The 24745-nt window shown below is 46.2% G+C and carries 23 protein-coding genes and 1 pseudogene; 16 read left to right on the forward strand and 8 right to left on the reverse strand.

Going from position 1 to position 24745, the window contains the following annotated elements; all coding sequences use genetic code 11:
• Positions 1 to 39: 39 nt before the first annotated feature.
• Together PP175_RS07105 and PP175_RS07110 are read right to left on the reverse strand one after the other, a co-directional pair.
• Positions 40 to 1089 (reverse strand): phosphotransferase family protein, encoded by a 1050-nt coding sequence (locus tag PP175_RS07105; RefSeq protein ID WP_272442096.1) that lies wholly within the window; start codon positions 1087 to 1089, stop codon positions 40 to 42.
• Complete coding sequence (locus PP175_RS07110) at positions 1049 to 2275, reverse strand: acyl-CoA dehydrogenase family protein (protein ID WP_272442097.1); 1227 nt, start codon at positions 2273 to 2275, stop codon at positions 1049 to 1051. The genes PP175_RS07105 and PP175_RS07110 overlap by 41 nt, the downstream gene beginning before the upstream one ends.
• A 214-nt stretch (positions 2276 to 2489) precedes the next feature.
• Between PP175_RS07110 and PP175_RS07115 the strand changes: the two genes are divergently transcribed.
• The 11 genes from PP175_RS07115 to PP175_RS07165 all read left to right on the forward strand — a co-directional run bounded on the left by PP175_RS07115 (position 2490) and on the right by PP175_RS07165 (position 13034).
• Positions 2490 to 3851 (forward strand): sigma-54 interaction domain-containing protein, encoded by a 1362-nt coding sequence (locus tag PP175_RS07115; RefSeq protein ID WP_272442098.1) that lies wholly within the window; start codon positions 2490 to 2492, stop codon positions 3849 to 3851.
• Between the two features lie 162 nt (positions 3852 to 4013).
• Positions 4014 to 4586, forward strand: a complete 573-nt coding sequence (locus tag PP175_RS07120; protein WP_272442099.1) for an SDR family NAD(P)-dependent oxidoreductase — start codon at positions 4014 to 4016, stop codon at positions 4584 to 4586.
• 22 nt (positions 4587 to 4608) lie between these two features.
• On the forward strand, positions 4609 to 6225 hold the full coding sequence (locus tag PP175_RS07125; RefSeq protein WP_272442100.1) for a class I adenylate-forming enzyme family protein: 1617 nt from the start codon (positions 4609 to 4611) through the stop codon (positions 6223 to 6225).
• A gap of 140 nt (positions 6226 to 6365) precedes the next feature.
• On the forward strand, positions 6366 to 6593 hold the full coding sequence (locus PP175_RS07130; protein WP_272442101.1) for a FeoA family protein: 228 nt from the start codon (positions 6366 to 6368) through the stop codon (positions 6591 to 6593).
• Positions 6590 to 8602: a ferrous iron transport protein B gene (gene feoB / locus PP175_RS07135; protein WP_272442102.1), complete on the forward strand. Its 2013-nt coding sequence runs from the start codon at positions 6590 to 6592 to the stop codon at positions 8600 to 8602. Before PP175_RS07130 ends, feoB begins: the two co-directional genes overlap by 4 nt.
• 25 nt (positions 8603 to 8627) lie before the next feature.
• A complete protein-coding gene (locus tag PP175_RS07140) occupies positions 8628 to 8819 on the forward strand; it encodes a FeoB-associated Cys-rich membrane protein (protein WP_272442103.1) in 192 nt (63 codons plus the stop codon).
• Positions 8820 to 8999: 180 nt separating this feature from the next.
• On the forward strand, positions 9000 to 9422 hold the full coding sequence (locus PP175_RS07145) for a hypothetical protein (protein ID WP_272442104.1): 423 nt from the start codon (positions 9000 to 9002) through the stop codon (positions 9420 to 9422).
• 49 nt (positions 9423 to 9471) lie between these two features.
• Positions 9472 to 10185 (forward strand): PspA/IM30 family protein, encoded by a 714-nt coding sequence (locus tag PP175_RS07150; protein WP_272442105.1) that lies wholly within the window; start codon positions 9472 to 9474, stop codon positions 10183 to 10185.
• Between the two features lie 194 nt (positions 10186 to 10379).
• Positions 10380 to 11273 carry a cell wall-active antibiotics response protein LiaF gene (liaF, locus tag PP175_RS07155; protein WP_272442106.1) on the forward strand — a complete coding sequence of 298 codons (894 nt, stop codon included), beginning with the start codon at positions 10380 to 10382 and terminating at the stop codon, positions 11271 to 11273.
• An 11-nt stretch (positions 11274 to 11284) separates the two neighbouring features.
• Positions 11285 to 12430 carry a HAMP domain-containing sensor histidine kinase gene (locus PP175_RS07160; protein ID WP_272442107.1) on the forward strand — a complete coding sequence of 382 codons (1146 nt, stop codon included), beginning with the start codon at positions 11285 to 11287 and terminating at the stop codon, positions 12428 to 12430.
• Positions 12396 to 13034 carry a response regulator gene (locus PP175_RS07165; protein ID WP_272442108.1) on the forward strand — a complete coding sequence of 213 codons (639 nt, stop codon included), beginning with the start codon at positions 12396 to 12398 and terminating at the stop codon, positions 13032 to 13034. Before PP175_RS07160 ends, PP175_RS07165 begins: the two co-directional genes overlap by 35 nt.
• Positions 13035 to 13056: 22 nt before the next feature.
• On the opposite strand, the gene PP175_RS07170 is transcribed toward PP175_RS07165, so the two are convergent.
• Positions 13057 to 14199, reverse strand: a complete 1143-nt coding sequence (locus tag PP175_RS07170; protein WP_272442109.1) for a L,D-transpeptidase — start codon at positions 14197 to 14199, stop codon at positions 13057 to 13059.
• 87 nt (positions 14200 to 14286) lie between these two features.
• Positions 14287 to 15963 carry a dihydroxy-acid dehydratase gene (gene ilvD, locus PP175_RS07175; protein ID WP_272442110.1) on the reverse strand — a complete coding sequence of 559 codons (1677 nt, stop codon included), beginning with the start codon at positions 15961 to 15963 and terminating at the stop codon, positions 14287 to 14289.
• Positions 15964 to 16214: 251 nt separating this feature from the next.
• Here ilvD and PP175_RS07180 point away from each other — a divergent pair, with 251 nt between their 5' ends.
• Together PP175_RS07180 and PP175_RS07185 are read left to right on the forward strand one after the other, a co-directional pair.
• A complete protein-coding gene (locus tag PP175_RS07180; RefSeq protein ID WP_272442111.1) occupies positions 16215 to 18119 on the forward strand; it encodes an OPT family oligopeptide transporter in 1905 nt (634 codons plus the stop codon).
• Positions 18120 to 18461: 342 nt separating this feature from the next.
• Positions 18462 to 18722: pseudogene (locus PP175_RS07185) on the forward strand (helix-turn-helix domain-containing protein); the annotation flags it as partial.
• Positions 18723 to 18806: 84 nt separating this feature from the next.
• On the opposite strand, the gene PP175_RS07190 reads toward PP175_RS07185, so the two are convergent.
• Entirely contained in the window at positions 18807 to 20018 is a 1212-nt protein-coding gene (locus tag PP175_RS07190; RefSeq protein WP_272442112.1) for an IS110 family RNA-guided transposase, read from the reverse strand.
• Positions 20019 to 20187: 169 nt separating this feature from the next.
• Here PP175_RS07190 and fosB point away from each other — a divergent pair, with 169 nt between their 5' ends.
• A complete protein-coding gene (gene fosB / locus PP175_RS07195) occupies positions 20188 to 20619 on the forward strand; it encodes a metallothiol transferase FosB (RefSeq protein WP_272442113.1) in 432 nt (143 codons plus the stop codon).
• 155 nt (positions 20620 to 20774) lie between these two features.
• Here fosB and PP175_RS07200 read toward each other — a convergent pair whose 3' ends face one another.
• Together PP175_RS07200 and PP175_RS07205 are read right to left on the reverse strand one after the other, a co-directional pair.
• Positions 20775 to 21272 (reverse strand): DinB family protein, encoded by a 498-nt coding sequence (locus PP175_RS07200; protein WP_272442114.1) that lies wholly within the window; start codon positions 21270 to 21272, stop codon positions 20775 to 20777.
• Positions 21273 to 21750: 478 nt separating this feature from the next.
• The gene (locus PP175_RS07205; RefSeq protein ID WP_272442115.1) at positions 21751 to 22650 is read right to left on the reverse strand and encodes an SDR family oxidoreductase; all 900 of its coding nucleotides are present in this window, start codon (positions 22648 to 22650) and stop codon (positions 21751 to 21753) included.
• Between the two features lie 189 nt (positions 22651 to 22839).
• Between PP175_RS07205 and PP175_RS07210 the strand changes: the two genes are divergently transcribed.
• On the forward strand, positions 22840 to 23478 hold the full coding sequence (locus PP175_RS07210; RefSeq protein WP_272442116.1) for a TetR/AcrR family transcriptional regulator: 639 nt from the start codon (positions 22840 to 22842) through the stop codon (positions 23476 to 23478).
• 26 nt (positions 23479 to 23504) lie between these two features.
• The gene (locus tag PP175_RS07215) at positions 23505 to 23717 is read left to right on the forward strand and encodes a hypothetical protein (RefSeq protein WP_272442117.1); all 213 of its coding nucleotides are present in this window, start codon (positions 23505 to 23507) and stop codon (positions 23715 to 23717) included.
• A gap of 146 nt (positions 23718 to 23863) precedes the next feature.
• Here PP175_RS07215 and PP175_RS07220 read toward each other — a convergent pair whose 3' ends face one another.
• Positions 23864 to 24625: an SDR family oxidoreductase gene (locus PP175_RS07220; RefSeq protein ID WP_272442118.1), complete on the reverse strand. Its 762-nt coding sequence runs from the start codon at positions 24623 to 24625 to the stop codon at positions 23864 to 23866.
• Positions 24626 to 24745: the final 120 nt, after the last annotated feature.

Consider the following 24745-nt stretch of genomic DNA (forward strand, 5'->3'; position numbering starts at 1 on the left):
CAGTTTTTTCATCCGACGCCTGATCCATATTGATGTCTTTCATAGCAACTCCTTATTTCGCGCCCGGTGGGCCTGGCACATTAAATTGTAAACGCCAATATTGAGGGTGCTAAAGCGATCATCACTCGTTTCCCCTTTTTTCCAGCGATAGTGAAGCTGCTGAAGTACGACCGCGATTTTGTAAAAGGCAAAAGTGAGATGATAATCAATATTCGATAAATCACGCCCGCTTTTAGCCGCGTACAGGTGTGCGAACTCACGGCGGTTAAGAAAGCCGTGCTGGATAGTGACGGACACAAGCCCGGTTTCCGCTTCACCCGGTTCTGTCCAGTAAGCTAGGCTGCATCCTAGATCAGTAAGCGGATCGCCGATCGTGCACATTTCCCAGTCGAATACAGCCGTTGCATTTGTCGGATCATCCGGAGAAAGCATCATGTTGTTTAGCTTAAAATCATTGTGAACAATGGCTGGTGCAGGCGATGCCGGGAGATGGTGCATCAGCCACTGTTCAATTTCTGTCACCCCGGCAATTTCTTCGGTTTTGGCCAGTTGATACCGTTTTATCCATCCATGAACCTGCCGTTCCAGATAACCATCCGGTCTCCCAATATCAGCGAGCCCTTCCTTCGCATAATCGATGCTGTGCAACTGAGCCAATGTGCTTACCGCTGTTCCGGAGACTGCACGTGCATATGCTTCATCCCCTTGATGTTCAGGTGGAAGCGTATCATCGAGAACAAGCCCGCTTTTTTTCTCCATGATATAAAAATGTTTGTCAGATACTGCCGGGTCGTCGCAGTACAAATACGGTTTGGGAGCGAGTGAAAAGACGGGATGCAGTTTCTTTAGGATGGTGTATTCCCGCTTCATATCATGTGCTTTAGGTGGAATGTGGCCGAATGGAGGCCGACGAAAGACGGCCGTCCAGTCCCCAATCGAGATTTGGTACGTGAGATTAGAGTAACCGGCGGAAAACGGTTGAACTTGCATCGGCTTATCTGCCAGGCCGGATATGCATGAGCGGACGTAGCGTTCAATTTCCTTCCATTTAACGCTGGTTGTTTGTTGCTTCACGCTGCTTTTGTCCATCACTTGCCCCTCCTTTGAAGGTCTTAAGTACCTGTTTTGCCACAACCATGCGGTGTACCTCGTCCGCACCATCATAGATTCTGGCTGTGCGGGCTTCACGGTAAAAGCCTTCAAGCGGTGTATCGCCAGTAATTCCGAGTGCGCCGTGTACCTGGATCGCCCGGTCAATTACATCGTGCAGCACTTTGGCACCGTAAAATTTAATCATTGAGATTTCTTTGCGGGTCTCACTGCCTTTATCCATTTTCCAGGCAGCATAGAGTGTCATGAGACGGGCAGCTTCGATTTCTGTGGCGGAATCGGCGATAAAGTTTTGGATAGATTGAAAATGGGCAAGCGGTTTGCCGCGCGTTATGCGCTGAGAGGCGTAATCAACCATTAAATCAAAGCTGCGCTTTGCTACACCGATCCACCGCATTGCATGTGTAATGCGGCCCGGTCCAAGCCGGAGCTGAGCCAGCGCAAATCCTTCTCCACGTCTTCCAAGCAGGTTTTCTTTCGGCACATGGCAGTTCGTGTAGCGGACTTCGCAGTGCCCGCCGGGATAGTGGTCACCGATAACCGGGACTTCTCGTACAATCTCAAAGCCGGGGTTATCAGCGTCAACGATAAACATGCTAAATCGTTTGTGCGGCGGGGCGTCCGGGTCGGTCATTGCCATAACAATGGAAAATGAGGCGCCGATGGCCCCGGTGGTAAACCATTTGTGGGCATTGAGGATCCAATCGTCTCCGTCAAGATGAGCGCGAGCTTGAAGCGTCGTTGGGTCGGAACCTGATACTTCCGGTTCCGTCATGGCGAAGCAGGAGCGGATTTCACCATTTACAAGGGGAACAAGATACTTTTCTTTTTGTTCGGGCGTGCCAGCTTTCCATAGAATTTCACCATTTCCCGCATCAGGCGCCATAGAACCGAATACATATGGCCCAATCGGACTTCTGCCAATGATTTCTGAGAGCAGGCCAAGCGATACAAAGCCCATGCCCATGCCGCCGACTTCTTCTGGCATATGTCCAGCCCATAGCCCCTGTTCTTTGACCTTAGCCTGCAATGGTCGCAATATCTCTTCTGGCAATCCACGGTGTGGGACCATATGTTTTTCGTTGGGATACACGTATTCATCCATCAAAGCGGTTGCTTTTTCTATCATGTCTTGCTGTTGCGGCGAGGGGCTGAATTCGAACATATCAATCACTCCTTAAGATATAAAATTATATGTATATTCAAGCAAAATTAATGCCAACTACCGGTTGTGCTATCGCCTTCAATTCACTACGCATGCGAACCCGAACCAAATCAATATACATTTGAATAAAAAATTACGAAGTATCTATATATTCGGAAATTATATTATAATAGTAACCATATCAAGAATGATAGAAAAGTGGTGGTGAAGAAGAATGCGCAACTTACATACGCTGTTTACCTCAATCTTTGAATCCAGCTATGATGGGATTTATGTGGCGGATGCGAATGGAAATGGCGTGATGGTGAATGAAGCGTACACACGCATTACAGGGATGCAGAAAGAAGAATTAATCGGGAAAAATCTAAAGGATTTAGTGCGGGAAGGTATTATTTCCGAATCTGTATCCTTAAAAGTGCTCACCTATAACAAACCTCTTACAATTATTCAAACGGTTAGAGGAAAGGAAGTGCTGGCCACCGGTAGTCCGGTATACAACCAGCAGGGCCAGATCGAATACATCGTTACGAATGTACGGGATATTTCCGAGTTGAATCGGTTGAAGGTGGAACTGCAGCAATCAAAGGCCTTGACGCAAAAATATATAAATGAAATTAAAGAGTTTAAGATGAAAGAAAAAATGCAGCTCCTTCTAGATGGTGTTATCGCCCAGAGTGAAGAAATGATCCGGGTGCTTCATCTTATTGAGAAAGTGGCCAGGGTGGATTCCACAGTGTTGCTGTTGGGAGAGTCTGGTGTAGGCAAAGAGGTTATTGCTAAACTCATTCACCGCGCAAGCGGCCGGTCGCAGGGTCCACTCATCAAAGTCAACTGTGCTGCCATTCCGCACCACTTGTTGGAATCAGAGTTATTCGGCTACGAGAAGGGGGCATTCACAGGAGCAGACAGCCGGGGAAAACCAGGGCTGTTCGAGCAGGCAGAAGGCGGTACCATTTTTCTGGATGAAATTGGGGACATGCCGCTCGATTTACAGGTCAAGTTACTTCGGGTGCTGCAGGAATTGGAGATTACGAGAGTCGGAGGAAGAAAAAGCATAAAAGTGAATGCGCGTGTATTATCTGCCACTCACCAATCGTTAGAAGAAATGGTAGCAAAGGGGACATTCCGGCAGGACCTCTATTACCGGCTAAATATTGTCCCTATCAAAATTCCACCGTTGCGGGAGCGCAGCAGCGACATTGTGCCACTGGCCTGTTTTTTTCTCAATAAAATGAATCAGAAATACGGGTTGGAAAAGACGTTTCATCCAGAAACTCTCATGTTTATGGAACAGTATGCGTGGCCGGGCAACATCCGCGAGATGGAAAACCTGATTGAGCGGCTTGCCATCACGGTGGATCACCGGGAAATCAAGATAACCGATCTTCCCTTTTCACTGCCTGAAACCGAGCGAGATTCGAGAAAAACAACATTGAAAGAACTGTTGGAGCACGTAGAACGAGACATGATTGAACAGCAATTGGCTGAGCATAAAACGACGCGTAAAACGGCAAAAGTTCTTGGAATTAGCCAGTCCGCCCTCGTCAAAAAAATTCAGAAACTGGGCATTAAGTGAAGGCGATTACAAAATTCATCGGTGATTCTCTTTCGAATCAGTTTAATAGATAGCCAAAGGATCAGCTGGCAGGCTGATTCTTTTCTCTTTTTTGTTTTAGTCGTAAGTAGATAGCATTTCACATTTGTTTTGAACGGTTTATCACCATCGATGGCATAAAAATTGCTTAGTTATAGAGACAAACAGCAGATTGACAGGCTGGTTGCTGAAACAGTGGATCGCTTCGGGTCGATTGATATTCTACTAAACAATGCCGGCATGAACATCCGCAAACCGCTTACTGAAGTTGAAGAAAACGACTGGGATCTTGTGCTGGGCGTGAATCTCAAGGGAATTTTTCTTGTGGGGCAGGCTGTTGCCAAGCAAATGATAAAGCAACGCTATGGCAAGATTATTAACATTTCCTCTATCCTGGGAACGATCGGCATGCCTTATCAAACGTCGTACGCTGCAAGCAAAGGGGGCATTAACCAGCTGACCAAAGTATGGGCAGAAGAGCTGGCGCCCTATAATATCTCAGTCAACGCCCTCGGGCCTGCATATATTCGCACGCCGATGACAGAAGGCTGGATGAATGATCCGGAACGGTACCAGCAAATCATTAACGCCACCATGCAAAAGCGCGTCGGTGAAATTTCCGATTTATCTGGGCCCGTCGTATTTCTCGCTTCGGATGCTTCTTCCTATGTCACGGGACAGGTGCTGCATGTAGATGGCGGGTGGACAGCGCGATAAATAAACGTGAGGAGGGTAAGGGATGAAAATCACAGTGGAAACGCACTTTAACCGTCAATTGAAGGTATTTGCCAATAGGCCGAAAACGATCATAGAAATGCTGGAGCGGGCAGTGACCGCCTTTCCGGATAAAGAAGCTTTTGTTTCGGCAGAAGAGAGGGTGACATATCGGGAGTTCTATGGGCGCGTGGAGAATGTTGCGGGTAATCTGTCCACCATATACGGCGTTCGCAAAGGGGATCGGGTTGGGCTGCTGGTTGGGAACCGAATCGAGTTTGCCGTGCTGGTGTTTGCTTGTGCCCGAATCGGTGCAATTGCGGTAATCCTTAATACTCGGTTAAAAGCGCAAGAGCTATCGTTTATGCTGAACCATTCTGGCGCTTCAGTTTTGCTGTTTGAAGGAGAATGCTTCAATAAAGTTGAAACATTAAAAGCGGACATCACTACTGTTGACCACTTTTTTTTAATTGGAAACGTGGCGACAGAGATGCATACCTATACGCCGTATGAAATTTTACTTCAGCCTGCATCGGCTCCCGTGTCAGAGATCCTCGAAACAGATCCGCTGTTTATTATGTACACATCCGGGACAACCGGTGTGCCTAAGGGGGCCATCGCCAGCCATTTGGGCGTCATACATGGGGCCTTAAGTTATGAGTGCATGCTTAAAACGAATTACCAGACCAAAACCTTGATTGCTGTTCCTCTGTTTCACGTCACAGGGCTTGTCGGACAGCTTATACATATGGTTCAGGTCGGGGGTACCTCGGTACTTATGGACAAATATAAAACGGATAAATATATCCAGCTGTTAGCAGAAGAAAACATCACTTTTTTGTTTAATGTGCCAACCATCTATGTAATGATGATGTCTCACCCTGATTTTTCCAAGTATACGTATCATGCCGTTCGTACCCTCGCGTTTGGCGGAGCCCCAATGTCGATGGATACGATTTTAGGCTTGAGGAAAGCTTTTCCGGCAGCAGAACTGCAGAATGCATATGGGGCAACTGAAACCTCGTCACCTACGACCATCATGCCGCGGCACGTTTCTCCCGATAAATTGCAGTCGGTTGGCAGGCCCATTCCGGTTGCAGACGTTAAAGTTGTCGACGAAAACGGCGAGGAGTGCGCACCTGGCGAGGCAGGACAGCTTTTAGTGAAAGGACCAATGGTAATTCAGGGATACTGGAACAACGAGGAAGCAAACAAGCGGTCATTTATCGACGGTTTTTGGTACTCCGGAGACGTAGCTGTTATCGACAAAGATGGGTTCGTTTTCATTATGGATCGGATGAAGGATATGATTAATCGTGGAGGAGAAAAAGTTTTTTCGGTAGAAGTTGAGAATGTACTGTATAACCATCCGGGCATTTTGGAGGCCGCTGTGGTCGGCGTTCCGGACAAGTTATATGGAGAGACGGCTAAAGCTTTTGTTGTGCCAAATCCTAACGTTGAAATCGGAGAGGAAGAGGTAAGGCAGTTTGTGCGGGAACGTTTGGCAGAATACAAAGTCCCATCCACTGTGGAATTTATTTCGGCATTGCCGAGAAACCCGGGCGGCAAGATTATAAAATCGCAGCTTAAAGAAGGCTCGTTGTCTAAACAGCAGTTCATCAATTCCACAGGGAATTCATAGGCGCTTCTCCAGGGGCGCTTTTTATTTTACGTAAATGTTCACATCTAACTGTATACTCCCTATTTACGAATGAGAATTAATCTCATATAATAGAACCATAAATGATAATAATTATCGTTATCTATCTTGAGGTGAGAGAAATGGTACTAACGGATGTTAAACCTGGGAGCAAAGCGAAAATTATAGATACGCAGCTTGTAAGCGATATGGTACGCCGCCGGTTGATTGATTTAGGGATCATGGAAGGTTCTATCATTAGCATTAAACGGATGCTGCCTTTCGGAGGTCCTTGTGCCCTGGAAGCAAGCGGACAGTGGATCGGAATACGCCGCTGTGAAGCGAAAAAAATTCAGGTAGAGTCTGCATGATGAATGTAGCGCTCGCAGGTAACCCAAATACCGGGAAAACCTCACTGTTCAATATTCTAACAGGTTCATATGAATACGTTGGGAACTGGACCGGTGTTACCGTTGAGAAGAAGATCGGCGTTCTAAAGAACAAGGCCGGGCATCTTATCGATCTTCCGGGAATTTATTCTCTTAATCCGCTCTCACGCGATGAGGGCGTCGCAACTCACTTTTTATTATCCGAAGAATTTTCTTTAATCCTCAATATTATAGATGCATCGCAAATTGAACGGAATTTATACTTAACTCTTCAACTTCTTGAGTATGGCAAGCCCATGCTTATCGGACTCAATATGATGGATGTAGCGAGAAGCAGGGGGATTGTGATCGACGATACGAAGCTCTCCCAGCTTCTGATGGGTTCCCGAATTGTACCGATTGTGGCCCGGACGGGTAAGGGATGCGAAGTGCTCGCGGCGGATTTTGCCAGCGTGGAGCAACGCACTGCACAGCCACTCGATATTGATTATGGGCCGGTGCTGGAAGAAGCGGTTCAGTCGTTAACCGCAAAAATCGAAGGGAAGCAGCTTCCACCGGCGCGCTGGCTGTCCCTGCAATTCTTTGAAGGCAATATGCTTGTCCGTGAGCTTCTGGAGCAGCATATCAGCAGAGAAGAACTGGCCGATTTGTTTAGCGAGACGGAGAAAAAGATTACAGCTCAAACGCCTGCAAAATCACTCCAGCATTATATCCGCGGCGTGCGCACGGATTATATACACAGCATCCTGGACCAATGTGTAACAAAGGTAAAAGATGTCCAATATACATTTTCGGATCGGCTGGATCAGATTGTAACGAATAAATTCCTGGGTGTACCGATTTTTCTGCTTTTCATGTTTTTGACTTTTAAACTGACCTTTGACTGGGTGGGCAGCCCGCTATCGGATATGCTCGATTCATTCATAAACGGAACGCTAACCGATATGCTTCAGGTAGCGCTGCTTGCCGTGCATGCTTCGCCTTTTATCCAGGCGGTCATATTAAAAGGCATCGTAGCCGGGGTAGGCGGGGTGCTCGTGTTTGTCCCCCAGATTTTTATCCTGTTTTTCCTGATCTCCTTTATCGAAGATTCGGGGTACATGGCGCGGGTGGCGATGGTTATGGATAAGCTGATGGAGCTGATTGGGCTTAACGGGAAAGCCTTTATCCCGATGATTATCGGCTTTGGCTGCAATGTCCCCGGTGTTATGGCGGCGCGTACGATTGAGCAGCCGAACGAAAGGCTGCTTACGGTTATTCTGACGCCGCTTATGTCCTGTTCCGCACGCTTGTCTGTTTACAGCTTGTTTGTCGGAACATTCTTTCGGCATAATCAGGCGGTTATTGTGCTTTCTCTTTATGTGATGGGAATCGTGGTAGCCTTAGGTTTGGCAAAAATCTTTTCTTCCACGCTGTTCAAACAGTCCGGTTCCATGTTTGTCGTGGAGCTGCCGCCGTATAGGGTGCCGCAGTGGCGGACATTGGGACGCAGCACCTGGGAGAAAGGAAAAGGTTTTGTGAGGAAAGCTGGTACCTTTATTTTCGGTGGCTCTGTAGTTATCTGGTTTCTCAGTTACGCAGGTCCGAGTGGATTTAATGTACCCATGGATAAAAGCTTTCTCGCGATGATTGGCGGCCTTTTTGCCCCTATTCTGGCTCCGCTTGGGTTTGGAAACTGGCAGTCAGGCGCCGCGCTTCTTACAGGCTTCCTCGCCAAAGAAGTGGTTGTTTCAACCATGAATATCATTTATGCTGCTCCTGATATGGCGGCGCTGCAGGGCATCATGTCGCATTATTTTAGCCCGCTTACCGCCTACAGTTTTATGGTATTTCTGTTGTTGTATGTGCCATGCCTGGCAACGGTTGCTGTCATTAAAAAGGAAACCGGCTCATCCAAGTGGACATGGTTTTCTATCGGTTATGCGCTCGTTATTGCTTATATTATCGCCCTTGTCGTCTTCGAGGGCGGAAAATTGCTTGGATTCCATTAATCCATACGGAGAGAAGGGGTTTGTTATGGTATTCAATATCCTTATTGGCATTCTCATATTCGGCTACGCCGGGTGGACGCTGTTCCGTTTCGTTAACAAAAGCAAAGAAGGCAAGTGTGCCGGCTGCTCGATTAAGAACAGCTGCCAGTCAGGCTGTTCGACGAATTCGATTGAGTTCTCAGCCCGATATCCGGATACAAAATTGGAGACTAAATGAGTAGATTAAATTTTTAGAAGATGATCGCTGGCATGATGCCTGGCGGTCTTTTTTTTATTTTGCTGTCTCCACCTTAAGGCTGAGGCGAAAACCAACCCTCAGCCAGTTTTTGCAAAGTGCACCAACGGCTATGATTGAAACATGAAAGGAATCACTAGGGTTTCTATAGGAGGGAAAACCATGAGGGTATTAAAAAATCCAGTTCTTCTTGGAGGACTGCTTGTTCTGCTGGGCGGCCTTCTGCTGCTTAATATGTTAGGCATTCATGTCGGATGGATAGCGAGGGTTATCCTGTCCGGCTTGGTTATCGCGGGCGGTTGGAAATTGTACAGACTGGGCGGCAACTTCAGAAAGCTGATTGGAGCCGGCCTGATGTTATTGGGTCTGCTGTCACTTATGGGCCTGCTGCATGTGTTGTTAGCTATAGCTGCCGCTATCTTCCTCGTCTACGCCGGATGGAAGCTAATCAGGCGAAATCGGAGAACCTCGGCAGGAGTTTCCTTTGCTGATGGTGGCCAAACAACCAAGTCATTGCGCGGAATCGTTAAGGATGACCTGGATAAATGGGAAGCCAGGCTCCGCAAAGCTATGGAGAAAAAATAAGCTTTTTACCAATAAGCAATAGCCAATAATTAAGAGGAGGATGATAGACATGGGAATTTTAAAACGGGTTCGTGATATTACGATGGGTGCGCTGCATGAGGTACTGGATCAAGTAGAGGATCCAATCACGATGCTTAACCAATATATCAGGGATTTAGAAGGAGAAATTCTTCATGCCAGGTCCGCCGCTGCTCACCAGGTAGCCGCAGAAAAGAAGTGGGAGAGGCTTGTGCAAGAGATGGAGGAACGGGTTGCGAAGAGAGTGAGACAGGCTTCTCTTGCCGTGGCGAATGGAGAGGAAGGAATTGCCCGCCGCGCTATCGCGGATAAACAATTTTGCGAAGCCAAACTGGAAGAATACCGGCAACAGTACGGCGCAGTCAAAGCACAGACGCAGCAACTGCTTGAACAGCTGAAGGAATTTGAGGAAAAATACGAAGAAATGCGCAATAAAAAGGCGTTGCTGGCTGCCCGGGCGAACGCGGCGCAGGCATCCGTTAGATTGAATCAAGCGATTGTATCCTTTGATACAGAAACCACCTCACAGGGATTAGCGCGGATGGAGGAGCGGGTACGCATGTTGGAGATGCAGGCGGAGGCGAGTGCTCATATGAGAGCCGCTTACGGCTCTATCAGATATGAGTATACAGGTACGGGGTATACCGGCATGCGCGAAAGCGAAAGCGTAGAACAGGAATTGGCCCGCCTAAAAAGCACAAATCCGAACACAGAGACTCTTGATCTCGCTAAAACAACCGAGTAAAACAACCGAGCAGAACAAAGGAATAGAACAACGAAGTAAAACAATAGAGTAGAACAGCTGAACTCAGACCAAGGGACCCTAGCTATTTCACATTGAGAGAGCGTTTTGCTTTATGATATAGTTGAATCTAGCCATAGCTTGGAATTCACGCCGAGGCTATGGCTTCCTGTTTACAGCCGGGAGGAGGACCAGTGGTGAAAAAACCCCGAGTTTTTACGCATATCGCAGGCATTATGATTATTATTATCGGGCTTTCCATCCTTTTCAGCGCCCTAGGCGTGTCTGATTTGGGCCCCCGGATCGTTGTACCGTTTATTTTTTTGCTGATCGGCTTCAGGCTGTTAAGCAAAGGCAGGCGCATTTTCGGTGCTTTCCTGTTATTGGTGGGATTTATTAACTTTCTCAACCTAATCGGCTATCTACTAAATATTCACATGGGCAGGCTCATTGGGCTGTCTTTCTCAGCCTTTATCATATATGTAGGCTATCGCATGATGCGAAGGAAGAAAAAAGAAATCCAGTTCACGCCTGGTTTGCCCTTTCCGCCGGCAGGCCTTAAGAGACCCGTACGCAGCCGTGTTGAACCCGCCAATTCCCAACCGGAAGCGGCCCGGAATTCTGAGGCGCCTAGAGGTTCCCTGAAAAAGGAGCATGAACAGCAGGTTGCTCCCGAAGGTGATAGCGGAGGCGCTTCCTTTACTTCGTTTTCTTTGGATTCTCCGCAAACGAAGCACTCTCTGATCGGCAACCTGTTTTTGACAGGCAGTCGTTGGGATCTGCAGGATATGAATATCTGGCATGGAATTGGCGACGTGAAAATTGACCTTTCCCGCGCTTACATCCATGAAGGGGAAACGGTTCTGTTTATTAACGGATGGGTAGGGGATATCGATATTTATGTTCCGTATGATCTCAATATCACATTAACCGCCAATGTAAATTTGGGCGACATTGATGTGTTTGGCAATAAGCAGGGCGGTTTCAACCGCAGCACGACTCTCTCTACATCGGGGTATAAGACAGCGACGAAAAAAGTGCGTATTATCGTCAGCCTCCTAATAGGCGACATTGATGTCATGTATTTATAGAGGAGAGGCATATGGCACAGCAAAAGTTACCGAATATCCAATGGCAGTTCATGCGCCAGTCCCTCTGGGGATGTGTTGGTGCCGTATCTGCAGGTTTGCTGCTGTTTTTCTTTGCCTGGTATGAATGCAGTTCGATGCTTTCCGTTCAAAGCTGGCTTTCAGATAACTGGCAGTGGAGCATCCCTGCATTTCCCGGAATGTTTTTTGCTTTTGTTATGCTTGTACTGCTGGCTGGTGCTGCCGCCATCATCGGTACAGCTGTTGGCTATATCTACGGGAATCTAATGAAGAAGAGGGTGGAGATTCTCCTGCAATCCGCGATGAAGCTGGAGCGGGGTGATTTGACTACGCGGGTTCCTTATCTGGGGGAGGATGAGGTAGGGCAGATTGGCATGCGCATGAATGAGATGACAGCCCGCTTTCAGGAACAGGTGGCCTCCCTGCAGCGGCTCTCCACTCATAATGCTGAATTGGCCGAGCAGGTTAAGCATACAGCGGTGACAGCAGAGCGGCAACGGCTGGCACGGGAACTGCATGATGCCATAAGCCAGCAGCTTTTTGCTATTTCCATGACAATGGCCGCATTAAAGAGGACCATTGTTTCGAAACCTGAAATGGCCGGACGGCAGGCTGAGCTGGTGGAAGAAATGGCGGCTGCAGCCCAGTCCGAGATGCGGGCGCTACTCCTGCATCTCCGGCCAGCGCAGCTGGAAGGAAAGCCGCTTCGCCAGGGTATTGAGGAACTCCTCAACGAAATCAAAGCGAAGCAGTCAATGGATATTCTTCTTTCTATTGGTGAAATTCCTGACCTCCCGAAAGGTATTGAAGACCACATCTTTCGGATTATGCAGGAGTCTTTGTCTAATATTCTGCGGCATGCCAAAGCAAACAAGGTAGAGGTCACGCTCAACATCATTCGGAATAAAATCCACTTTCGGATAACAGATAATGGGGTTGGTTTCTCAATGGAAGACGGCAAGAAGTCTTCTTCCTATGGAATGGGGTTAATGAGGGAAAGGGTAGCGGAAATTGGCGGCGTTTTTAATGTCTCATCCGCTCCCGGCCACGGTACAATGATCGAAGTCATTGTGCCGCTTGTGCAGCAAAATGCGGAGGTGCCAAATGAGCCAGCTTATAAAGGTACTATTAGTCGATGATCATGAGATGGTGAGGATGGGTTTGGTTGCTTTTCTATCGACCGAACAAGATATTGAAGTTGTAGGCGAAGCCAGCAGTGGTGAAGAGGGTGTAGAGCTTGCCAGGAGCCTCAAGCCTGACGTTATCTTAATGGATCTCGTTATGGAGGGAATGGATGGCATCGAGGCAACCCGCCGTATCCGGGAGATCCACCCCGCGGGAAAAGTCATTGTGCTTACCAGTTTTATAGATGATGAGAAGGTGTATCCAGTTATTGAGGCTGGCGCATTCAGCTACCTGCTTAAAACAACGCGTGCATCCGATATCGCAAGTGCAATACGCCAGGCCATCAAAGGACAGCCGGTATTGGAGGCGCAGGTGGCCGGAAAAATGATGGCGAGATTCCGTCAGCATGAGTCGCTGCCGCATGAGCAGTGCACAGCTCGCGAGCTTGAAGTGCTGGCGCTTATTGGACAGGGAAAATCCAATCAGGAAATAGCTGACGAACTGTTTATCGGCATTAAAACAGTAAAAACGCATGTGAGTAACATCTTAAGCAAACTTAATGTTGAGGATCGGACAAGAGCGGCGATTTATGCCCACCGCCACGGCATTTGCAAGTAAAAAAAGCCCCCTATCGCTACCATCAATTGTTCCAATGGTAAACGCGGAGGGGGTTTTGCTCATCCGGCCTAACCGGCAGAATAAAACGGGGAGAAGGGTTTGTGCTGGTATAAGAAGGAGCTTTCTCTTTTGAAATCGTCACCTTAGTACCCAGTGGAATCAGGCTGTACAATTCCTCCACATCCTGGTTATCAAGCCTTATACATCCTTTGGATACGGCTTTGCCAATTGAGGCAGGATCATTGGTGCCGTGTATGGCATACCGTTCATCGCTTAAAACCAGCCCGCGCGTTCCGTAAACCTTGCTAACCGACAGCGGCTGATTGACTTTAAGTACAATCTGGTAGACACCTGTTGGCGTACGGTTCTCCGCTCCCAGACCAATCGGGTATGATCGAACAATATTTCGTCCGCTCATGACCAGTAGCCGATAGGAAGGCTCATAGATTTTAATTTCAATCGGTTCAAGCTGCTCATTCGGTTCCTCAAGCTGGTATAGTCTGACTGCTTTTTGCAGGCTAAACCATGGGTTTGAAGGATTAAAAAGACCTGAACGGTATTCAAAACCCTGTTTAAGCTGTACGCTTTCCTGTAGCAAGTTTTTCTGCTGCAGCAAGTTTCCTTTGCCGGATGGCAACTGTGAAAGATAATTCCCCGGGAAAGGCCGTAGCAGTTCCGCTAGCTTTGCTGGGAGATGGCCTTTTGTTACATAGTAGTGGTACAAACCGCTTCGCACTACAAGTGCCTCTTCCAGACGTGTACGCTGAAGGGAAATCATTCGCTTAGCATTGTCTATCTCAAGCTCCTGCCCGCAGGCGCATGAGGGATCGAAGAAAGTGATAGAGTCGCCGCTGCGTGCAATATACCGAACCGCAGAAGGTTGATAGAAAGGGAGTGGTTCATATAAAGGCAGCCCCGCCGTCTGCGGAACCGCGAAAATAATCGGAATTCTTCCACCCGGATAATGCCGCTTTTGGATATAGTGTTTAAGATCTGATTTAAGCTGGTCAGGTTTTTTCCCAGCGGGAATGGCAATCACTTCATAAAAGGGGGAAGACGCCGCCTCGGGAGCATACGCACGCTCAGGCGGAAAGAACTGAAAGTAAAAAAATAGCAGCAGAATGCTTCCCCATTTAAACGTATTGATCAGTATCTTTTGTCCCATCTCCAACTCCCCTCCAGCAATAAGGAAAGAAAAAAGGCACAGGTAAGTTTCACGAACTTCCTGCACCTTATTATTATCGGAAAAAAACTAAATTTTCATAATACCGCCTGTGCTCGCAGATGTCACAAGTTTAGAATAGCGGGCAAGGTAGCCTGTTTTTACTTTTGGTTCAAATCCTTTCCAATTCGCTTTACGGCTCGCAAGCTCCTCGTCTGAGAGGTGAACATAGATCTCCCGGGATTCGATATCAATCGTAATCAGGTCACCGTCTTCTATGAATGCAATCGGCCCGCCTTCTGCCGCTTCCGGAGACACGTGCCCGATGGACAAGCCGCGGGAAGCGCCGGAGAATCGGCCATCTGTGACGAGCGCGACTTTGGTTCCCAGCCCCATGCCGACGATTTGTGAAGTAGGCGCCAGCATTTCCGGCATACCAGGTCCGCCTTTTGGGCCTTCATAACGAATCACGACAACATGGCCTTCTTTTACTTTGCCATTGGCGATTCCTTCAAGTGCGTCTTCCTGTGATTCAAAAACGATAGCCGGGCCTTCGTGGCGTTTGATCCCATCCTGCACAGCTCCCGATTTAATGATGGCACCGTCTGGAGCCAGGTTTCCAAACAGGACAGCGAGCCCGCCTTTTTCTGTGTGCGGTTTGTCGATTGGATAAATGACATTTGTGTTTTTTATTTCATGGCCTTTGATGTTTTCACCAAGTGTTTTTCCTGTAACTGTCAGACAGTCCAGATGAAGCGCGCCTTCTTTCTTAGATAGCTCATGGAGCACCGCGCTTACCCCGCCGGCTTCGGCCAAGTCTTCAATGTGCCAATCGGAAGCAGGAGCCAGTTTGGCAAGATGCGGAACGCGCTCCGCTACCTCGTTAATCCGCTCCAGTGAGTAATTGACGCCCACTTCGTTTGCAATGGCAAGCGTATGGAGCACAGTGTTGGTTGAACCGCCGAGCGCCATATCAAGCGCAAATGCGTTGTCGATTGTTTTTTCGGTAACAATGTCACGCGGTTTAATGTCAAGTTTAATGAGCTCCATTAACTGGTGCGCAGTGCGGCGCGCCAGTTCTTTGCGCTCTGGATCAACCGCAAGAATGGTTCCATTTCCCGGGAGAGCAAGGCCCAGAGCTTCAGCAAGGCAGTTCATTGAGTTGGCGGTAAACATGCCAGAGCAAGAGCCGCATGTTGGACATCCGTATTGCTCCAATTCTTGCAGTCCCGCGTCATCAATAATTCCAGCCTGATGGGCCCCTACCCCTTCAAATACAGAAGTGAGGGAGATTTTTCTGCCTGTTTTCGTTACGCCGGCTTTCATTGGGCCGCCGCTGATAAAAATGCTTGGAATGTTAAGGCGCATTGCGGCCATCATCATTCCTGGCGTGATTTTGTCGCAGTTTGGAATACAAACCATTCCATCAAACCAGTGCGCAGCTACAACGGTTTCTACAGAATCAGCAATAATTTCCCGGCTTGGCAGGGAGTAGCGCATGCCAATATGTCCCATGGCGATACCGTCGTCGACCCCGATGGTATTAAATTCGAACGGTACACCGCCCGCTTCTCTGATCGCTTCTTTCACTACTTTACCGAATTCCTGTAAATGAACATGGCCCGGTACAATGTCAATATATGAATTACAGACCGCAATAAATGGCTTGTCAAAATCCTCTTCCTTTACACCGGCAGCCCGCAGCAGACTGCGGTGGGGAGCACGGTCAAACCCCTTTTTAATCATATTGCTTCGCAACTCAGCCAATTGTTATCCCTCCAGCTAATTATCTAAATACTATAATTTAATTTTTACTATTGTAGCACTATTTTGTCTGCTTGTATATTTCATAAAATTATTCCTCTTACGAATTTAAGTTTATGTATAAACTTTTTCCAATCGTTGCATTAAAGTATAGAGTGGGCAGCAGTTAACCGGGTAAAGAGGAGTAAATATTTGAGTATTAAGGAATAACAGGGCAACACTAGTTAATAAAAAGTTGAGAAAGGTGGGGGATTATGTCTGATAGCAATAAACTACATCCAAACAATCCTGACCAGGAATTTGTACCGTATATCCCAGCGCATGAAACGCGTCCGGAAATTACCTGGACGACGATTATTCTAGGGGGAGTTCTCGCCATCTTATTCGGTGCGGCGAATGCGTATCTGGGACTTATTGTCGGAATGACAGTGAGTGCATCCATTCCGGCAGCCGTTATTTCGATGGCGATTCTTCGGGGAATTATGAAGAGAAGCTCCATCCTTGAAAACAACATGGTCCAGACGATTACCTCAGTAGGGGAATCGCTGGCAGCGGGCGTCATTTTTACGCTCCCTGCACTTTTTATCTGGAAGCTTCATCCCAGCTTAACTACGATTGGCATTATCGCACTGGCGGGCGGGATTCTTGGCGTGATTATGATGATTCCGCTGCGCAAAGCTCTTATCGTAAATGAGCACAACACGCTGCCTTACCCGGAAGGGACAGCCTGCGCCGAAGTGCTTATTGCGGGTGAAAAAGGCGGAGGGCTTGCCAAAATGGTTTTTAGCGGCCTTGGCATTGGCGCTGTCTTTAAATTAATTGAAGACGGACTTAAAGCTTTTCCATCCGAAATTGAATGGGAAATTAAAGGCTTCAAAAATGCCGCCATTGGCATGGACACGCTTCCTTCGCTGCTTGGTGTGGGTTTTATTATTGGTCCACGCATTGCGGGCTATATGCTTGCCGGTGCCGTGCTTGGATGGCTGGGCATTATCCCGCTCATCAGCTATTTCGGCGGATTTGTTACACATCCTATATTTCCTGCGCATGATCCAATCAGCAAACTGAATTACTCGGATATTTGGAGTAATTATCTGCGTTACATCGGTGCAGGTGCGGTAGCGTTCGGAGGCATCGTCAGCCTCATTAAATCGCTGCCTACTATCGCTTCATCCTTTTCCATTGCCCTCAAAGGCTTTACCGGAGGCCGCAGCACCCATACAGCCCCGAACAACCTGCGGACCAATCAGGACATGCCAATGCCGACTATTATTGTGTTGGCAATAATCCTTATCGCTCTGCTTGCTTTCTTTCCGAAGATTCAAATCGGCATACCTGGAGCCTTGCTGGTTATGCTATTTGGCTTCTTCTTTGTAACGGTATCTTCCCGGATCGTTGGGATTGTGGGCAGCTCCTCCAATCCAGTATCAGGCATGACGATTGCCGCCCTGATTTTGATTACGCTTATCCTTAAACTTTTCGGCCTGCATGGGGATACTGGCATGGTTGTGGCCATCACGATTGGCGGTGTCATTTGTATCGCAGCCGCAATGGCGGGGGATACATCGCAGGATTTAAAAACCGGTTTTCTCGTAGGGGCAACACCTAAATACCAGCAGTATGCTTTAATGTATGGTGTGTTCATTTCAAGCTTAACGATTGGGCTCGTTCTCATGCTGCTGGATAATGCCTATGGCTTTGGTTCGAAAAACCTTCCTGCTCCACAGGCTACCCTTATGATGATGGTTGTAGAGGGTATTATGAAGGGCAACCTTCCCTGGAATCTTATCTTTATCGGTATGGCGTGTGCCGCACTTGTGGAATTAATGGGGATTGGTTCGCTGCCGTTTGCGGTAGGCCTATATCTCCCGATCCATCTCAGCACGCCTATTATGCTAGGCGGCATTATTCGCGGGTGGCTTGAACGCCGCGAGAAAAATGAGAATGTGCTAAAAGAAAAGCTTGAGAGGGGCATTCTCTTATCATCCGGTTTTATTGCGGGAGAAGCATTGATGGGGATTATCATTGCCGTTGGTGTTTCTGCCGGTCTTAAACTGTCTGACAACACGCTTGCGGGGCCATGGGTTTCTCTCATTGCCTTCCTTATCATTGCCGCCGTTCTTTTTGTAACGGCTAATGGAAGGAAAAAAGCGGTATAAATTAAAAAGCACATACCTACTCTGTAAAATTAAAGATATAAAAACGTATGAGGGTATTGGTATAAAGGTATTTTTATTAAATGTTACACAATATATTCGTAAGAGGTATGTCACTATCAATGTGATATACCTTTTTTTATTAATTGACCTCTTAAATGACCTCATATACTACCACAATTACTACAACAACAAGCAAGCTATTTACAACAACTATTGTAGTGATTAACATTAACCTATCATATGTCAATGATTAAATATTGGAATTTACGTGATGGTGGTGTTTACATGAAACAATTCACAGTTTAGGAAGTATCCACGCTATTAGGCAATAGCGAAGAGACAATTAAGCGTTGGATACGATCCGGGAAGTTTCCCAACTCAACCAAAAACAGTGACAAAGAGGGATGGAGAATTTCAGAAAATGATTTATTGGAACTTTACCCTCGGAATAAATACTTAGTTGATTCCAAACTCGAGATACAAAACGATGACGATGAAAGAGAATTAGTAACACTAGCTTACGAAGCTGTTACCTTAACCACTCCAACCGAAGAAATTATAATGATTCTTTCACTGGTTGGCATCAGACGTACCCTTGAAATACCCGTTTTTTGCTTGGTTAGATACTTTTAGCAATTATCAGGGAGAACGTAATCCCTTGGTTGACGCAAACGCTCTTCTGAGGGATTACAGAAGCCATACAGAGGGAGTAAGAAAAGATAAGCCACGGATGCCATCCACTGCAGGTACGGAAGACCCTATTCCAGGACGCAGACTAATCGATTGTTGTTTTTGTTGGTCAAAATAGTCTTCTCCTAAGTCGATATCCATTTCTTTACGTGTTAAGAGGTAATAGGTGATTCTCAACATGGCATGGGCGACAGAAATGGCTGCACGTTTCTTCCCTTTTCGTGCCGATGTACGTCTGTACAGGGCACCAAGGTAATTTTTTGAACCTCTTATTGAATGGGCGGCTTCTACTAAGGCTGATTTTAGATATTTGTTTCCCTTTTTCGTTTTGGATGATTTCCTTTTTCCCGCACTTTCATTATGCCCGGGTACAAGTCCTGCCCACGAACACAATTGCGCTGCACTTGGAAACTGCTTCTCAATATCTGTCCCTATTTCAGCTAAGATTTGTTCTGCCATTCGAGTGGAAATGCCAGGAATAGAATCGAGTCGCTCTATATCTTCTTGATAGGAACTTACTCTTTGGGCTACCTCTTGATCCAGAATCTCAATTTGTTCGGTTAGAAAGTCAATGTGAGATAAAATTGTTTTTATCATGAGACGTTGGTGAGGATTGACATAGCCTTGGAGGGCAAGTTGAAGTTCATCCTTTTTTCGTTTCATAGAGCGTCGAGCGAAGTTAGCTAGTTTTGCAGGGTCTTCTTCGCCATCTCCGATGGCACGAAGCATGTCACGAGAAGAGAAACCCATAATATCAGAAACAACAGAGCCTAGTTTGATGTTAGCTCCTTCTAAAACTTTCTGTATCCGATTATGTTGTCTCGCACGTTCTTCTATGATGCTACGGTGGTAACGAACCAGTTCTCGCAACTCTCGTTGATTTCGGTCTGGTATGAAACTCGCTTTGAGGAGTCCGTGACGAAGAAGCTGGGCAATCCATTCGGCATCTTTCACATCGGTCTTACGACCGGGAACAGCTTTCATATGTTGGGCATTCACGACCAAAAACTCTATACTTTCAGCTTCAAGTAAGTTCACAATCGGTTTCCAAAATACACCTGTACTTTCCATGGTAACGTGGGTACATCCATGCTCCTTAATCCAATCGATTAAATGGAGTAGAAACACCGTTTTAGTGGAAAACGTTTGAATCTCCTTTCCTTTTGGTGGCATAATACATGCAGTAATGCTGTCTTTATGAACGTCCATAGCGGATCGACCTTCCTCTCCCAGCCGTAGTATCAGTATGAACAAAAAAACCAAATTTTCATAGTCTGTGGTGCAGCGCTTGCGCTGCATGGGTGGCTAACGGGCAGGAATCTGAAGTTAACACAGCGTATTTAAAGAAGCTACCAACGGATTTGGAGGAGGAAGGGTTTTGAAAATTGGAGGCATTAATCATTTACTTTTTTCAGTTTCTGATCTAGATAAATCAATCAAGTTTTATGAGGATGTGTTTGATGCAAGGGTATTAGTTAAAGGGAGAAATTTAGCCTACTTTGATTTAAATGGACTATGGTTAGCTTTAAATGTTGAAAAGAATATTCCCCGAAATGAAATACAGCATTCATACACCCACATAGCCTTCTCAGTAGAGGAAGAAGAGTTCACCCACCTGTATACTAAATTGAGGGAATTGGGTGTAAACATTCTCCCGGGTAGAATTAGAGATGAAAAAGACAAGCGTTCTGTTTATTTTACAGATCCAGACGGACATAAATTTGAATTTCATACAGGTAACTTGAATGATCGCTTAAACTACTACCGAAGTGAAAAACACCATATGCAATTTTTCGATCAAACTCCTTAATGCACTTTAAGAGTTTTTATTCTGCTAATGGGAATCTATAGCGTAACAAAAAAGAGCCGTTCTTCCTTCTTAACGTAGGAAAAATCGGCTTGTTAGCTTGAAATATATATTACCCAATGCTTCGTACAAATGTTAGGGCTACTCCTTTTTCAATTTCATGAGTTTCCATGCCATTTGTCCCACTCTTCTTTAGCAGGACCATATACTCCTGGAACAATTAGGTTTGCTTGACGCATTAGGATGGTCATTTGTCCTCGATGATGTATTTGATGATTTATGAGGATAGAAAGGCTAAATCCTTTTGCCCAATCGAACTGTCCGAACATGTTACACGTTTCCGTAAGTGTTTCATCTGTCCATTGTGTTTTTATTGCTTGGATTAAGGATTGGCTAGCTTGGCGATATGTAGCAGCGATTTCGTTTGCAGATGTAGGAGTGGTGGTTTCATGGGATGGTGCATTAAAGGTTAAACCTGTTTGTCCCATTATACCTTGAAGGCAAGTGACAATATGCCAAGCAATGCCACCTAAGGTACGATCATTAGGTTTAACGGATTGCTTCAACGATTCATCCGTTAACACGTCAAGAATTTTTTGTGTTGAAGCGCTTTCGAACGTCCAAGCCTTGAAAAACCCATCAATAGTTAAAAACATGAATAGCACCTCCTGTATGAATTATTCAGACTAATATAGTGTATAATTTTTTGTTGTAATTATCCATAATTTTTTGATAATTTTATTTTATAAAGGTTTACCTCCTCGAATATCCTAAAGAGTGACTTAAAATTCTAAAGGCATCTAGTCAATGATTTGAATATCCTCAAAATACAAAAGCCTTTAGAAACACTTATTAAGATTATCAATCCTACGAATCCATTTGCTATCAAAATTGGTTAATGTGAAGATTGCGATAAACAGCCTGTTATGTGAAGCACGTTATTTAGAGAATAGAACCAAGATACGTGTTCGTCAAAAGGGGTTTCGTTATGAAATACATAACGAAACCCTTTCTGCATGGAGGGATAGTGACAGCTACGCTGATACTACCCGATCTCTGACCAAATGAGTCCTGAATCTAGGTTGATCAGTGTTGTGGAGCGACGTCTTCGTAACCGGATCGGTCATGTTCAGGTCAGGTCCTGAAGTAATGTCCCTGATCGAGATCACTGATGAGCCCTGGTTGCACTGGCCTCCATCCCAACCGTTCCTGGGTCAGTGCGCTCGAAGTCTGGTTGTCGGTTGACACCATGGCGCCGAGCCATCCGAAGTGGGCGTCTGCCTCTTCGTGGGAAATGCTGACCACCGGCATGTTCAGGTGGCGACCGATAATGCCAGCGATGTCACGGAATGGCACACCCTCATCGCCGACCCCGTGCAGCCGTGACCCCGCCGGGGCGGATTCCACCGCCAGCCGGAACAGGCGCGCCGCATCAAGGCGATGCACGGCCGGCCAGCGGTTGGACCCGTCGCCGATGTAGGCAGAGACGCCCTTGTCGCGAGCAATGCCTATTAGGCTCGGGACGAAGCCATGTTCGCCCGGACCGTGTACGGACGGCGCGAGACGGACGACCGATGATCGCACTCCGCGCTCAGCCAGCGCGATCGCTGCGTTCTCCGATGCGCCCCGGGGCACTGCGGCATCGACCGCGACCTCCTCCGTACCGAGACGCCCCGGGGGGAGCGACCATGCGAGCATCAATGTTCCCGATGTGATCACAAATGGATTGCCGGAGCCCTCGAGCGCTGCACCCATCGTCTCGACGGCGCGTAGATCGGCTGCGAACGCACCGGCGTAGTCCGAGAAGTCATGCTTGAAGGCCAGGTGAATGACGCCATCTGCTGCTGCGGCGCCCTTATGCAGGCTATCGAGGTCGTCGAGGGCGCCATGGTGTACCTTGGCCCCGGCGACAGTCAGCGACGCGGCGGCCTTGTCTGATCGAGCAAGACCGACGACCTGATGTCCGGCATCGATGAGTTCGCAGACGACGGCGGAACCGATGAAGCCTGTTGCTCCTGTGATAAAAACACGCATACTTATCTTTCCTCCTGGGTTTATCTGGTATGGGATATTTAGGTACAGGGCTGATTATACAAGCAAAAATTAATAAAGTAAACTAATATTATAAAATTAGTTAACTTTATTAATTTTATCAACAGTGTTTGTGGTGTGTGTGAATTTGATATAATATGATTTATGAGTATCACAAGGAGGCTTTAAGTAGTGAGGAAACCCGTGAGTGTAGATAAATATATTGAAAAAATAAAACCTGTTATTAGAAGAATCAAATTCAGCCAACTAAAAATAGACGATATCGCAAAATATATGGATATTAGCAAAGTAACGCTTTATAAGCACTTTTCATCCAAAGATGAAATCATCGAACAGGTTGTACAGTATGCTATTAACTTCCTACAAGAGGTTGATTCCGATGTAAAAGATGAATCCGTCTCTTTTATCGAGCGCTTTCAAAAAACGTTTCTACAATCGTTGATATGTGTTATTTATTTATCTGATTTGTTCTTGAATGATCTCAAAGAATTTTATCCGCACCTTTTTGAGACTCTTGCAGCTGCCCAACAAAATAGAAATAAAAATTTACAAACTTTTTTTGAATCTGGGATGGAGCAGAAAATTTTCAACAGAATGAATGCTGTGCTGTTTATGGTTCAAGATGACGCTGTACTGCGGCGATTCATGGAACCATCATTCTCTATTCAGTATGATGTCACCTTGAAACAAGCAATTACTGATTTTTACAAAATGAAACAGTATCAATTGCTTAAACCTGAATATCTAGATACGGTAGACGACTCCGTTATTGAAAAAGAGATTGTTAGAGTTTTACAAACCATTTCATAATCATGTTTGCTCCCAGAATGCTGTCATTGATCAACAATGAGATTCTGGCGGCCGATATCGATGCTGTGCTGGACCGCCTATCGGCTCCCTCAATTGCGGAGGAAAATGATTATTCAAAACAGCCCAAGCGACCAAGGTTTTCACCCGATCTCGCTAAACTATCGGGGATCTATACTTCAAAAGAGGGCTGTTGTGACATTCCTTATTTTATTCCGCTAACCGGCAGTTTAGTTGAATAAGGAATGGATCACTTATTAAAGAAAACTCGCCAACACTGTGGCGAGTTTCGCTTTTTTATATGCCAATGCTAGTGAAAACAACTTTCTTTTGATTTAAATTTCGGAAAAGCACCTACACCATGGTAGCACCTTTTTCGTAACAGTAGTTATTCAATTGTGTTTTTCGTGGCCTTATACATATTTTCTACGTATTCGTCCACTTCATCTCGTGACATTCGTAAGCGATTGACAGAAGTACCATATCCAATTTCCTTTTTACCCTCTTCTAACCCTTTGAAAATTCCATCTGCGAAGGCATCTAATGGTTCTCCATGAATATGCAATCCCGCTCCACCTAAATCTGTATTCACTGCCGGTGGAGCAACTTCAATTACTTCTACAGACGTATCAGAAAGCTGGTGTCTTAGACTCATTGTAAATGAATGCAGCGCCGCTTTTGTTGCTGAATAAATCGGAGCAATCGCAAACGGTGTAAAAGCTAACCCCGAGGTCACGTTAATTATCGTCGACTCTTCTTTGGTTGCAAAAAATGGAGCGAACAGCATAGAGAGATGGAAAGGGGCTTCAATGTTGGTTGTGATTTCTTTATTGAAATAACTCCAATCGTTCTTCGCATCCGCTTTTAACACATTGAAGCGTTGTTGGATCCCAGCATTGTTAACTATCACATTCACTTCTGGATAGTTCGCTGTTACCCAATCAAACAAGGCTACACGCTCGGATTCAATATCCAAATTACTTACACGAGTAATAAGGCTAGGGAATTTTTCTTTCGCATTTTGAAGTACATTTTCACGTCGTCCACAAACAATGACTTTATTTCCAGCTTTTATAAAGCGTTCTGCAAAAGCTAATCCTATTCCAGCACTTCCGCCTGTAATAAGTATTGTATTTCCTGAAAGTTTCATTAGAGTTCCTCTTTTCTGGATTTGTATTAAACTAAGTGCTAAGCAAAACGTGAAAATCTTTTTCACTCAATTGTTTAGCAATTCCAAAGCCAATAAAGCCAATTCCTTCATATGCGCCAG

Origin of the sequence: Aneurinibacillus sp. Ricciae_BoGa-3 (genome assembly GCF_028421645.1) — a bacterium.
Taxonomy (GTDB): domain Bacteria; phylum Bacillota; class Bacilli; order Aneurinibacillales; family Aneurinibacillaceae; genus Aneurinibacillus_B.

Excerpts from the sequence above, each read along its gene's own strand:
- PP175_RS07105 (WP_272442096.1), bottom strand. The coding sequence starts at position 1,089 with ATGGACAAAAGCAGCGTGAAGCAACAAACAACCAGCGTTAAATGGAAG.
- PP175_RS07110 (WP_272442097.1), bottom strand. The coding sequence starts at position 2,275 with ATGTTCGAATTCAGCCCCTCGCCGCAACAGCAAGACATGATAGAAAAA.
- PP175_RS07115 (WP_272442098.1), top strand. The coding sequence starts at position 2,490 with ATGCGCAACTTACATACGCTGTTTACCTCAATCTTTGAATCCAGCTAT.
- PP175_RS07125 (WP_272442100.1), top strand. The coding sequence starts at position 4,609 with ATGAAAATCACAGTGGAAACGCACTTTAACCGTCAATTGAAGGTATTT.
- PP175_RS07130 (WP_272442101.1), top strand. The coding sequence starts at position 6,366 with ATGGTACTAACGGATGTTAAACCTGGGAGCAAAGCGAAAATTATAGAT.
- feoB (WP_272442102.1), top strand. The coding sequence starts at position 6,590 with ATGATGAATGTAGCGCTCGCAGGTAACCCAAATACCGGGAAAACCTCA.
- PP175_RS07140 (WP_272442103.1), top strand. The coding sequence starts at position 8,628 with ATGGTATTCAATATCCTTATTGGCATTCTCATATTCGGCTACGCCGGG.
- PP175_RS07145 (WP_272442104.1), top strand. The coding sequence starts at position 9,000 with ATGAGGGTATTAAAAAATCCAGTTCTTCTTGGAGGACTGCTTGTTCTG.
- PP175_RS07150 (WP_272442105.1), top strand. The coding sequence starts at position 9,472 with ATGGGAATTTTAAAACGGGTTCGTGATATTACGATGGGTGCGCTGCAT.
- PP175_RS07160 (WP_272442107.1), top strand. The coding sequence starts at position 11,285 with ATGGCACAGCAAAAGTTACCGAATATCCAATGGCAGTTCATGCGCCAG.
- PP175_RS07165 (WP_272442108.1), top strand. The coding sequence starts at position 12,396 with ATGAGCCAGCTTATAAAGGTACTATTAGTCGATGATCATGAGATGGTG.
- PP175_RS07170 (WP_272442109.1), bottom strand. The coding sequence starts at position 14,199 with ATGGGACAAAAGATACTGATCAATACGTTTAAATGGGGAAGCATTCTG.
- PP175_RS07180 (WP_272442111.1), top strand. The coding sequence starts at position 16,215 with ATGTCTGATAGCAATAAACTACATCCAAACAATCCTGACCAGGAATTT.
- PP175_RS07190 (WP_272442112.1), bottom strand. The coding sequence starts at position 20,018 with ATGGACGTTCATAAAGACAGCATTACTGCATGTATTATGCCACCAAAA.
- PP175_RS07200 (WP_272442114.1), bottom strand. The coding sequence starts at position 21,272 with ATGTTTTTAACTATTGATGGGTTTTTCAAGGCTTGGACGTTCGAAAGC.
- PP175_RS07205 (WP_272442115.1), bottom strand. The coding sequence starts at position 22,650 with ATGCGTGTTTTTATCACAGGAGCAACAGGCTTCATCGGTTCCGCCGTC.
- PP175_RS07220 (WP_272442118.1), bottom strand. The coding sequence starts at position 24,625 with ATGAAACTTTCAGGAAATACAATACTTATTACAGGCGGAAGTGCTGGA.